General features: G+C 74.5%; 10 protein-coding genes and 1 pseudogene. 4 read left to right on the plus strand and 7 right to left on the minus strand.

All coding sequences use genetic code 11. The annotated features are described in order from the left end of the window. Positions 1 to 3 precede the first annotated feature (3 nt). The 5 genes from AC2CHG_RS06975 to AC2CHG_RS06995 are packed head-to-tail and all read right to left on the minus strand — an operon-like array spanning position 4 to position 5,134. On the minus strand, positions 4 to 714 hold the full coding sequence (locus AC2CHG_RS06975) for an ABC transporter ATP-binding protein (protein ID WP_484524399.1): 711 nt from the start codon (positions 712 to 714) through the stop codon (positions 4 to 6). Beyond that, positions 711 to 1,679 (minus strand): ABC transporter ATP-binding protein, encoded by a 969-nt coding sequence (locus AC2CHG_RS06980; RefSeq protein WP_484524400.1) that lies wholly within the window; start codon positions 1,677 to 1,679, stop codon positions 711 to 713. The genes AC2CHG_RS06975 and AC2CHG_RS06980 overlap by 4 nt, the downstream gene beginning before the upstream one ends. Further along, positions 1,676 to 2,542 carry an ABC transporter permease gene (locus tag AC2CHG_RS06985; RefSeq protein ID WP_355510294.1) on the minus strand — a complete coding sequence of 289 codons (867 nt, stop codon included), beginning with the start codon at positions 2,540 to 2,542 and terminating at the stop codon, positions 1,676 to 1,678. Before AC2CHG_RS06985 ends, AC2CHG_RS06980 begins: the two co-directional genes overlap by 4 nt. Further along, the gene (locus AC2CHG_RS06990) at positions 2,535 to 3,554 is read right to left on the minus strand and encodes an ABC transporter permease (protein WP_484524401.1); all 1,020 of its coding nucleotides are present in this window, start codon (positions 3,552 to 3,554) and stop codon (positions 2,535 to 2,537) included. Before AC2CHG_RS06990 ends, AC2CHG_RS06985 begins: the two co-directional genes overlap by 8 nt. Then, complete coding sequence (locus AC2CHG_RS06995) at positions 3,536 to 5,134, minus strand: ABC transporter substrate-binding protein (RefSeq protein WP_484524402.1); 1,599 nt, start codon at positions 5,132 to 5,134, stop codon at positions 3,536 to 3,538. The genes AC2CHG_RS06990 and AC2CHG_RS06995 overlap by 19 nt, the downstream gene beginning before the upstream one ends. Positions 5,135 to 5,337: 203 nt before the next feature. Here AC2CHG_RS06995 and AC2CHG_RS07000 point away from each other — a divergent pair, with 203 nt between their 5' ends. After that, positions 5,338 to 6,609: a PP2C family protein-serine/threonine phosphatase gene (locus AC2CHG_RS07000; RefSeq protein ID WP_484524403.1), complete on the plus strand. Its 1,272-nt coding sequence runs from the start codon at positions 5,338 to 5,340 to the stop codon at positions 6,607 to 6,609. Here the strand turns inward: AC2CHG_RS07000 and AC2CHG_RS07005 are convergent. Together AC2CHG_RS07005 and AC2CHG_RS07010 are read right to left on the minus strand one after the other, a co-directional pair. Further along, a complete protein-coding gene (locus AC2CHG_RS07005; protein WP_315985914.1) occupies positions 6,592 to 6,942 on the minus strand; it encodes an STAS domain-containing protein in 351 nt (116 codons plus the stop codon). The two genes, AC2CHG_RS07000 and AC2CHG_RS07005, sit on opposite strands and share 18 nt — an antisense overlap. An 83-nt stretch (positions 6,943 to 7,025) precedes the next feature. Next, complete coding sequence (locus AC2CHG_RS07010) at positions 7,026 to 8,303, minus strand: MFS transporter (RefSeq protein WP_484524404.1); 1,278 nt, start codon at positions 8,301 to 8,303, stop codon at positions 7,026 to 7,028. A gap of 108 nt (positions 8,304 to 8,411) precedes the next feature. On the opposite strand from AC2CHG_RS07010, the gene pdxR reads away from it, so the two are divergent. The 3 genes and pseudogenes from pdxR to AC2CHG_RS07025 all read left to right on the plus strand — a co-directional run. Further along, the gene (pdxR, locus tag AC2CHG_RS07015) at positions 8,412 to 9,830 is read left to right on the plus strand and encodes a MocR-like pyridoxine biosynthesis transcription factor PdxR (RefSeq protein WP_484524405.1); all 1,419 of its coding nucleotides are present in this window, start codon (positions 8,412 to 8,414) and stop codon (positions 9,828 to 9,830) included. Positions 9,831 to 9,918: 88 nt separating this feature from the next. Next, positions 9,919 to 10,428, plus strand: coding sequence for a SigE family RNA polymerase sigma factor (locus tag AC2CHG_RS07020; protein WP_262012743.1), 510 nt, complete (start codon positions 9,919 to 9,921; stop codon positions 10,426 to 10,428). Next, a pseudogene (locus AC2CHG_RS07025) lies at positions 10,425 to 10,642 on the plus strand (hypothetical protein); the annotation flags it as partial. The gene AC2CHG_RS07020 and the pseudogene AC2CHG_RS07025, both read left to right, overlap by 4 nt.

Raw genomic sequence — 10,642 nt, forward strand, 5'->3', positions numbered from 1 at the left:
ACGTCACGCCGCCGGCAGGTCCACCACCCGGGTGGCCCAGCGGGCCATCAGTGCCGGGTCGTGGGTGATGACCAGGACCCCGGCGCCCTGTCGGCGCTGGTAGTCGCCGATGACGGCGGCGACGTGCGCCTGGGTGGAGGCGTCGAGCATCGCGGTGGCCTCGTCGCAGAGCAGGTAGTCCGGCCGGTGCACCAGGGCGCGGGCCAGGCAGGCGCGTTGCAGTTGCCCGTCGCTCACCGCGTGCGGGCGGCGGGTCAGCAGGTCGGGCGTCAGCCCGGCCAGGTCGGCAAGCTCCGCCGCGCGGGCGGCGGCCTGCTCGCGCGGTGTGCCGGTGGCGCGCAGTGGCTCGGCGACGATGTCGGCGAGGCTGAGCCGCGGGTCGGTGGCGGCGCGCGGGCTCTGGAACAGGATCGCGACGCGGGTACGTACCTGCGCCGGCAGGCGGTGGCGGACGCCGCCGACCGGTTTCCCGTCGATCGTGACGTGACCGCCGTCCGGGGCGTGCAGCAGGGCGAGGACGCGGGCGAGTGTGGACTTGCCGCTGCCCGACGGGCCGCGCAGCCCGACCGTCTCGCCCGGGGCGATGTGCAGGTCGACCCGGTCGAGGACGCGCTGCCCGCCGTACGCGACGGAGACCTGGTGCGCGGCGAGCCCGCCGGCCGGCGCGTCGCCCGGGGCGGCGGCGTCGGTGGCGCCGGGAACCGTGATCGTCATGCCGGTACTCCCTCGCGCAGCGGGTGGTGACAGGCGACCCGGCCCGCGCCGTCGGCGGCGAGGCGGGGCAGGGCGTCGCAGGTGCCGGTGGCGCGGGCGCAGCGCGGGGCGAAGGCGCAGCCGTCGGGCAGGTCGGTGAGCGCCGGCGGGTGGCCCGGTACCGGAACGAACGCGCGGTCGGGCAACGCGTCGAGCAGACCGGCGGTGTACGGGTGGGCCGGTGCGTCGAACAGCGCCCCGGCCGGGCGGTGTTCGACGATGCGGCTGGCGTACATCACGGCGACGGTGTCCGCGACGCGGCGCGCGGCGGCCAGGTCGTGCGTGATGAGCAGGACGGCGGCGCCGGTGTCGCAGCGGCGGCGCAGCAGGTCCAGCGTGTGGTCGACGAGCGGCCGGTCGAGGCCGGTGGTGGGTTCGTCGGCGAGCAGCACCGGCGGGTCCGGTGCGAGAGCCAGCGCGGTGGCGAGCCGCTGGGCCATGCCGCCGGACAGCTCGTGCGGGTACCGGTTCAGGTCGGCCGGGTCGAGGCCGACGTCGGCGGCGACCCGGCCGGCGGCGGCGGGCGCGTCGCGGCGGCTGTGCCCGTGCGCGCGCAGCGTCTCCTCCAGCAGCTTCCGCCCGGTACGCACCGGGGTGAGCGCGGTGGCGGGGCTCTGCGGGACGAGGCCGACGCCCCGGCCGCGTACGTGCCGGGCGAGGTGCCGCTCCCCCGCGCCGATCAGGTCGACCTCGTCGCGTCCCGGCGCGCGCAGGCGGGCCTGCCCGGTGACTGCGGCGTTGCGCGGCAGCAGGCCGAGCAGGGCGTGCGCGAGCACGGACTTGCCGCACCCGGACTCACCGACCACTGCAAGCAGCTCGCCGGGCCGCAGCGTGAGGCTCAGGTCGGTGACGGCGTGCACGACCGCGTCGCGCAGCCGGAAGCGGACGGTCAGCCCGTCGACGGTCAGCAGCGCCGGGGCGGTCACAGGTGCAGCTCCGCCCGTACGCGCGGGTCGAGGCGGTCACGCCAGCGGCCGGTGAGCACGGCGAGCGCCAGCGTGGCCGCCACGAGCAGGAGGCCGGGGACGATGCTGGCCCACCAGGCGCCGGTGAGCAGGGACCGCTGCCCGTCGTTGATCATGTTGCCGATCGAGGCGAGGTGCGGCGGCAGGCCCAGGCCGAGGAACGACAGCGCGGTCTCGTGCCAGACGGCGTGCGGCACCATGAGCGTGGTCGCCAGCGCCAGGCGCGGCAGCACGTGCGGCAGCAGGTGCCGGGTGAGCACCCGGACGCGTCCGGCACCACCGGAGATCGCGGCGTCCACGAACGGCCGGTTGCGCAGGCTGAGCAGCTCGGAGCGGACGATCCGGGCGGTGGACAGCCAGTGCGTCAGCGCGATGGACGCGATCACCGCGCCGAGGCTGGGACGCAGCATCGCCACGATGAAGATGCCCAGCAGCAGGTGCGGCAGCGCGGCGACGGTGTCCACGACGCGCATGAGCGCCCGGTCGACCCACCCGCCGACGCTGCCGGCGACGGCGCCGACCAGGCCGCCGACGACCGCTGCGACGAGCGCGGCGACCGCGCCGACGAGCAGCGAGACGCGCAGGCCGTAGAGGCTGCGCACGGCCACGTCGCGGCCGAGGTCGTCGGTGCCGGCCAGGTGGTCGGGCGAGGGCGCGAGCCGGGTACGGGACAGGTCGACGGCGCTCTGGTCGAGCGGCCACAGGACCGGGGCGAGCAGCGCGGCGGCCACCACACCGGCGAGCACGACGACGGCGACTGTCGTGCCCACGCTGCCGGGGCGGCGCAGGCGCCGGACGCGCGCGGGGAGGGCGAGATCAGTCATCGAGGCGTACCCGGGGGTCGGCGGCGGCGTAGGCGAGGTCGGTGACCAGGTTCGCGGTCAGCACCACGACGGTGGTGGCCAGGGTCGTGGCGGCGAGCAGCGGGAAGTCGGCGCCCAGCGCGGCCTCGACGGTGACCGCGCCGAGGCCGGGCAGGGAGAACACGGTCTCGACCAGGACGGCGCCGCCGACGAGTTCGGGCAGGTGCGTGCCGACCAGGGTGAGGAACGGCAGCAGCGCGGTACGCAGTGCGTGTCCGAACAGGACGGCCCGGCCGGGGAGCCCGCGGGCTCGGGCGGCCAGCACGTGGTCGTCGCGCAGGCTCTCGGCGACCGCGTCGCGGACGAACAGGACGAACCACGGCGCCTGGGAGATCGCCAGCACTGTCACCGGGAGCACCAGGTGCCGGGCCACGTCGGCCGGGTCGGTGCTCGTGGCGGTGATGTCGGTGAGCCCGCCGGCGGGCAGCCAGCCGAGGCTGAGCGCGAACACGGCGATCGCCGCGAGGCCGATCCAGAACACCGGCATGGACTGCACGGCGTACGCGACGGCGCGCAGCGCCCTGTCGAACCAGCCACCACGCCGGTACGCGGCCAGTGTGCCCAGCAGCACGCTCGCCACCAGCACCAGGGCGAGCGCGGTGCCGACGAGCAGCAGCGTCCAGCCGGCCCGGGCGGCGAGCACCGACGTGACCGGCTCGTGCCGGCTGGTCGACCAGCCCAGGTCGCCGCGCAGCAGGTTGCCGACCCAGCGGGCGTACTGCACCGGCAGCGGGTCGTCGACACCCCAGTTGGCGCGGATCTGCGCGAGGTTCTCCTCGCTGGTGGTGAACGCCGCCGCGCCCGCGTACTGCTGGGCCGGGTCGATCGGGGAGGCCGCACCGAGCGCGAACATGCCCATGCTTGTCGCGGCGAGCACCGGTACTGCGACCAGCAGCCGCCGCCGGACCACGGTGCCCGCTCCGGCCAGTCGCCGCCGGCCGGTCGCGGGCGCGGTCACTGCTTCTTCGTCCATGTGTGCACGTTCCACCAGATGCTGTTGGCGACGTCGTGCTCGTGCGGCTCCACCCGCGGCGTCACCCCGGTCACGGCGTCCTTCAGCACGTAGGTGTGCTGGAGGTAGGTGAGGAACACCCACGGCACGTCGGCGGCGAGCTGCTTCTGGAACGTGGCGTACGCGGCCTTGCGGGCGGCCGGGTCGGCGTTGTCCCGGCCGTCCTGCAACGCGGCGTCGGTGACCGCCGAGCGGTACGAGCCGGGGTTGAAGAAGCCCTGCCCAGCGAAGGCCGAGCTGAACAGCTTGTAGGAGACGAAGTCCGGGTCGTAGGGCGTGCCGTAGCCCATCATCAGCGCGTCGTTCTTCATCCGCGGGGTGATCGCGTCCCAGGTCAGACCCTCGGGCGTGACACTGATGCCGACCTTCTTCGCGTCGGCGACGACGGCCAGGGCCAGTTCCTTGCGCAGGCTGTCGGTGGCCGGGTACAGGAGCGCGAACGCGGCCGCCCGGCCGTCCTTGACGCGGATGCCGTCCGGGCCGGTCTTCCACCCGGCGGCGTCCAGCGCGGCGGTCGCGGCGGCGGTGTCGGCGGCGGGCCGGCCGGCGATCGACGGCTCCGCGTATTCCGAGGTGGGTGGCACCGGCCCGAACGCGGGCTCGCCCGCACCGCCGAGCACACCCGTCACCATGGCCTGCCGGTCCACCGCGACGTTCAGCGCCTGCCGGATCGCGAGGTCGCCGGTGACCGGGTTGCCCATCGGCAGCATGACGCCCCGGTAGTCGGCGGTCGGCACCTTGTGCACCCGGTAGCCGTTCCGGTTCTCGAACCCGGAGGCGAGCTTCGGCGCCAGCTCCGCCGCGTCGAACTCGCCGGCCCGCATCCGCTGGGCCCGGACGTTGTCGTCGGCGACGAACGCCACCACCACGCCGGAGTTCGCCGGCTTGCCGTCCCAGTACGTCTCGTTCGCCGCGAGCACGAGCCGGTCACCCGGGGTCCAGGAGGTGAACCGGTACGGGCCGGTGCCGACCGGCTTGCGGTTGAACGCGGCCTTGTTGACGTCCTGCCCGGCGAACGCCTTCGCCGGGACGATCCCCAGCGCCAGCCGTTGCAGGAACGGCGCGTACGCGTACTTGAGCGTGAACACCACTGTCGCCGGGTCGGGCGCGGCGACGGAGGCGAGCATGTCCAGATCGGACCGAAGCGTGGAGTCGACTCTCGGGTCGAGCACCGCCTGGTAGGTGAACACCACGTCCTGGGCGGTCAGCGGGCTGCCGTCGTGGAACAGCACCCCCGCGCGCAGCTTCGCGGTGACCGTCTTCCCGTCCGCCGAGACGGTGGGCAGTTCGCGGGCCAGGGCGGGCACCAGCTCGTTGCGGGCGTCCCGGGCGACCAGCCCGTCGAAGATCAGCGAGGCGCCGTCGACGCCGTAGTTGAGCACCGGGTTGAGCGTGTCCGGCTCGCCCGCGGTGGCGACCACCACTGTGCCGGTATCGCTCGTGCCGCCGGTCGACGCCGAGGGCGACGAACAGCCGGCGGCGGCGAGCAGCGCGGCGGTGAGCACCGCGGCCACGCGTACGGGCTTGGGTCTGATCGCCACCGGCAACCCCTCGAACACTCGTCTGCGGGTGGCAGCGGGCGGGCGCTCCGGCGAGGATCGATCATCGCGTGCCGGAGCGCCCACTACCGCCACTATTCGGTAGTTGCCAACTATATGCAATAACCTCTGATCGATGACCGCGACCCGCCGCCCCCGGTGTCGCTCGCGAGGCGGCCGTCCGGCGGGCTGAATATGCTCACGAGGTGAAGGACAGCGAGCAGGCGATGCTGGCCGAGATGTTGCAGTCGGCCGAGGACGCCGCCCCGGTGGAGGCGGTCGAGGCCGTCACCGGCGTCATCGCCACGGCGCTGAACGCGCTCGGCGTCTCGCTGCTGATCGCCGACCTCAGCGGCCGTGCGCTGGTCCGGCTGACCCACCAGCCGGCCGGTGGCGGTCCCGGCCGGCGCCACGACGAGGAGGACGCCGAGGTCCTCCCCTTCGACGGTGGGCCCTACGAGCAGGCACTACGTCAGCAGGCCCCGGCGGTCATCCCCGGCGACGGCACCTGGACCGTGCTGGCACCGGTCACCGACCGCGGTGAGGCGATCGGCCTGCTGGAGATCGACCTGCCCGACGAGCCGGACGACGACGTGGTGGGCCGGATCGCCCGCACCGCGCTCGCGCTGGCGTTCGTGGTCATCGCCAACCGCAGGCACACCGACCTGTTCGAGTGGGGGCAGCGCACCACACCGTTCAGCCTCTCCGCCGAGATCCAGCGTCGCCTGCTGCCCGCCTCGTTCACCTGCGAGGCCAACTCCTTCGCCCTCTCCGGGTGGCTGGAACCCGCGGCGAGCGTCGGCGGGGACACCTTCGACTACACCCTGGCACGAGACGTCCTGCATCTCAGCGTCACCGACGCCATGGGCCACGGCGTGGCGAGCGCGCTCACCGCCACCCTCGGCGTCGGCAGCCTGCGCAACACACGGCGGCGCGGCGGCAGCCTGATCGTCCAGGCCGAGGAGGCCAACCGGGCCGTCGCGGAGCACGCCAACGTACGCGGCGCGTACCTCACCGCCGTGCTGGGCCGCATCGACCTGACCACCGGTCGCTGCGAACTGCTGAACGCCGGGCACGTACCGCCGATACTGGTCCGGGACGGCCGGGTCGCACCGGTGGACCTGCCGGGCAACTTCCCGCTCGGCATGTTCCCCGACGAGGGCTACCGCAGCGCGGAACTGCCGCTGCGGCCCGGCGACCGGCTGGTGATGGTCACCGACGGCATGCGCGAACGCAACGCCGCCGACCTCGACCTGCCCCGCGCCCTGCTCGGCATCGCCCACCTGCATCCCCGCGAGGCGGTGCGGGCGCTGTCCGACGCGGTGCTGGAGATCGCCGGGCCGGCGCTGGCCGACGACGCCACCCTGCTCGTCATCGACTGGTACGGCGACCACGGGCCCCGGCGCAGCACCGCCGGCGCCGACCTCGCCCGCGCGAGCGGTCAACCCGTCGAGGGGCGCTCACGGCACCAGCGGTGATGCGTCCTCCGCCTCCGCCACCGTGTCGAACAACGGGATCACCCGGTCCACCGAGGTGATCGAGAAGACCCGGCGCACGGACGCGCGGACGCCGGCCAGACCGAGCCAGCCGTCCCGCTCCCGCAGGCTCTTGTAGCCGACCACGAGCGCGCCCAGGCCACTGGAGTCCATGAACCCGACCCCGGCCAGATCGACGACGACGACCCGGGCGCCGCCCTCCGTCAGCTCGTACAGCCGGTCGCGCAGCTGCGGGGTGGTGCTCATGTCCAGGTCACCGGCGACTTCGATCACCGTGCCGACACGCCCCTGCCTGCTCGTCGCCGAGAACTCCACCACTCCCCCTCAACCGTGTCCCTCGCTACCCGACACCGTGCCAGAAACCGGCCCCTACCGCCTCCCGTGGGAGGTGCGTCGGCTCAGCGGTCTTCCCGGGAAGTGGTGGAGGACACCTCGGCGCCGGTCCGCCGCACCGGAGCGGGGATCCGCACCGCGGCGGCGGCCCGGCGGCGCTCGGCGAGGCGTACCGCCGGCCGCATGGCCAGGCCGGCGACCACGAACAGCCCGCCGAGCACCAGCCAGCCCGGGGTGCCCCAGCCGAGCAGCAGCGAGGTCAGCAGCACCGGGCCGAGCATCCGGGCCAACTGCGGCGCCATGCCGAAGAAGCCCTGGTACTGCCCCTGCCGGTCGGGGCGGGCCAGGGTGAAGCCGACCTCCCAGCCGCTGGCCGCCTGCACCATCTCGCCGAACACCTGCACCAGTGCCGCGCCCAGCAGTACCGCCGAGGCCACCCACGCGCCGCCGACCATCCCGGAGACCGCGTACGCGCCGCAGGCGACAAGCAGCACCCAACCGGCGTGCCCGCTGGCCCGCGCCGCCGTGCCCGGATCGGTCACCCGGCGGGCCACCCGGACCTGCCACAGCACCACGCACAGCATGTTCACGGTGAGCACGATCGCGCCCATCGGCGCCGGGGCGTCGGTCCGTTCCGCGATCCACAGTGGCAACGCCAGGCTGAGCAGCGGCATGTTCAGGCACATCACCGCGTTCAGCAGCGTGATCAGCGCGTACGGGCGGTCGCGCAGCACGGCCAGCCGTCCCGGCTCGGGTCCGGCCGGGACCGGCGCCGCCGCCTCGGGCAGCCGGCGCACCAGCAGGGCGGCGGCCAGGAAGCTCGCCGCGTCGAGCGCGAAGGCGGACAGGTACGCCGGGTGGCTGTCCGCCCAGAGCACGAGCGCGCCCAGCCCGGCCCCGGTGGCCAGGCCGGCGTTCGAGACCGACTGCAACCGAGCCCGTACCGCCGTGCGCCGCGTGGGCTCGATCAGCCCGACCAGCAGTGCCTGCCGGCTGGCGGTGAGCCCGGCCTGGCAGGCGGCGTAGCAACAGGCGAGCAGCACGAACAGCGGGAAGGAACGGATCACGAGGAAGCCGCTGAGTGCGGCGGCGGTGGCGATGGCGAAGACGACTGTCATCCGCCGCGCGCCGTAGCGGTCTGCCGACTGGCCGGCGGGCACCCCGGCGAGGATGCCCGTCGACCAGCCCACGGTGAGGGCGATCCCGACCTGCGCCGGGGAGAGCCCGACCACCCGGATGAAGGACAGCGCCGAGCAGGCGTAGAACGCGCCGTCACCCACCGAGTTCGCGAGCTGGGCCAGGGCCAGCACCCGGACCCGGCGGCCGGTGTCGACATCGGTCATTGCTCGTCCCCCGTTCGCCGTGCTCCTTCCTCCATCCAAGACCTGCGGATTGGCTCGCAGAAGCGCCGATCCCGGGCGATGTGATTGGGCCAATGTAGTGTCGTCGCCGTGGATGTCCACGTCAGCCTGGCCGGTCCCGGCGACCGCGCCACCCGGATCCACAGGCAGTTGCTGGAGGCGATCCTGGACGGCCGGCTGCGGCCCGGCGAGCGGCTGCCACCCACCCGCGAACTGGCCCGGCGGCTCGACGTCTCCCGCAACACGGTCGCCGTCGCCTACGAGCGGCTGACCGCCGAGGGCCTGCTCACCGCCCGGGTCGGCGCGGGGACGTTCGTCGCCGGCGAGCCGGTCGCCCGCGCCCGGCCCCGTCCCGCGCCGGCCGGTGGGGTACGCCCCCGCGCGTTCTGGGCGTCCGCCGAGCCGGCGCCCACCGCCGCGCCCCGGCCGGGCCACGACTTCCGGGCCGGCACCCCTGATACCGGGCTGTTCCCGCTGGCCACCTGGCGGCGGCTGGTCGCCGGGGAACTGCGTACCGCGACGATCCGGGGCGGCTACGCCGACCCGGCCGGGCACCGAGGCCTCCGTACCGCCGTCGCCCGGTACGTGGGTCTCGCCCGCGCGGTACGGGCCGGGCCCGAGGACGTCGTCGTCACCCACGGCGCGCAGCAGGCGCTGGACCTGATCGCCCGGGTGATGCTCGAACCGGGCGACCGGGTGGCCGTCGAGGATCCCGGCTATCCCCCGGCCCGGCGGCTGTTCGCCGGCCACGGCGCGCGGGTCGTGCCGGTGCCGGTCGACGACGAGGGCATCGACGTACGCGCGCTACCAGGCGACGCGCGGCTGGTCTACGTCACCCCGTCGCACCAGTTCCCGCTGGGCGTCCGGATGTCCCCGGCCCGCCGGGCGGCGCTGCTGGACTGGGCGACGACCCGGGACGCGGTGATCGTCGAGGACGACTACGACACCGAGTTCCGCTTCTCGGCGCGCCCGCTGGACCCGTTGCAGACGCTGGACCGGGCCGGGAAGGTGGTCTACGTCGGCACGTTCTCCAAGACCCTGCTGCCCATGCTGCGCCTCGGGTACCTGGTCGCCCCCGCCTCGCTGCGCCCGGCGCTGCTGGCCGCCCGGCAGCTCACCGACTGGCACGGCGACCACACCACGCAGGCCGCGCTGGCCCGGTTCGTCGACTCCGGCGAACTGGCCCGGCACATCCGCAAGGCGACCCGGGTGTACGCCGAGCGGCGCGACCTGATCGACGCCGCGCTGCGCTCCGACCTCGCCGGCTGGCTCGACCCGGTGCCGTCCACAGCGGGCCTGCACCTGTGCGCGCGGCTGCGCCCGGAGGCCGGCGTCGACCTGCCGGCCGTCGTCGCCCGGGCGGCCGAGGCCGGCGTCACCGTACGCGAGATCGCCGGCTACCAGGCGGGGCCGCCCGGCCCGGCCGGTCTGGTGCTCGGCTACGGCGCCGTCGCCACCGCCGACGTACCCGAAGGGCTCCGGTTGCTCGCGCGGAGCTTCCGCGGCTGACCGGCGGCGGCGCAGATTCGCCTCGCCCTCCGAGCAACCCCGGGAGCCACACATGGCGTGACTATCCCGAATCCGATCGGAGGTCCGAATGAGTGATCGCGACACGGCGTTCGCGGAGTACTTCTCGGCGAGGCACCACGCCATGCGCGCCACCGCGTATCTGCTCTGCGGTGACTGGCACCGCGCGGAGGACCTGGTCCAGACCGGGTTCACCAAGCTGTACCTGGTCTGGAACCGGATCGCCCGGCACGAGGCGCTCGACTCCTACCTGCGCCAGATCATCGTGAGGTCCTTCCTCGACGAACGGCGGCGGGGCTGGTGGCGACGGGAACGGGTGGGCACGCCCGACGCCGATCCGCCGGTGCCGGCGAGTCCGCACGAGGACCGGCTCGTGCTGCTCCAGGCGCTGGCCGCCGTACCGCCCCGGCAGCGGGCCGTCCTGGTCCTCCGCTACTGGGAGGACCTGCCGATCGACGAGGTGGCGGCGCTGCTGAACTGCTCGCCGGGAACGGTGAAGAGCCAGTCCGCCCGCGGACTGGACACGTTGCGCGGCCTCCTGTCACCCATGCACTCGACGAGCGAGAAGGGGCAACGATGAACGGAGACCAGCTGCGCGAGGCGCTTCGCGACGAGATGCGCGGCGTCGCCGCGCCACCGCGACCGAGCACGGACGCCATGCTCCGGACCGCGCGGCGGGCCCGCAACCGGCGCCGGGTCGTCCAGGCGTGCGCCGGGTCGGCGACGGCCGTACTCGCCGTCGTGGGTGTCGTGGCCCTCGCCACCCCCGACGGCGGCGACCGGCGCCCGCCGGC

This window comes from Micromonospora sp. ATLC20, assembly GCF_057196585.1.

What these genes read in the sequence shown, in the direction of transcription:
- AC2CHG_RS06975 (WP_484524399.1), bottom strand. Translation starts at nt 714, where the DNA reads ATGACGATCACGGTTCCCGGCGCCACCGACGCCGCCGCCCCGGGCGAC.
- AC2CHG_RS06985 (WP_355510294.1), bottom strand. Translation starts at nt 2,542, where the DNA reads ATGACTGATCTCGCCCTCCCCGCGCGCGTCCGGCGCCTGCGCCGCCCC.
- AC2CHG_RS06990 (WP_484524401.1), bottom strand. Translation starts at nt 3,554, where the DNA reads ATGGACGAAGAAGCAGTGACCGCGCCCGCGACCGGCCGGCGGCGACTG.
- AC2CHG_RS07020 (WP_262012743.1), top strand. Translation starts at nt 9,919, where the DNA reads ATGAGTGATCGCGACACGGCGTTCGCGGAGTACTTCTCGGCGAGGCAC.
- AC2CHG_RS07010 (WP_484524404.1), bottom strand. Translation starts at nt 8,303, where the DNA reads ATGACCGATGTCGACACCGGCCGCCGGGTCCGGGTGCTGGCCCTGGCC.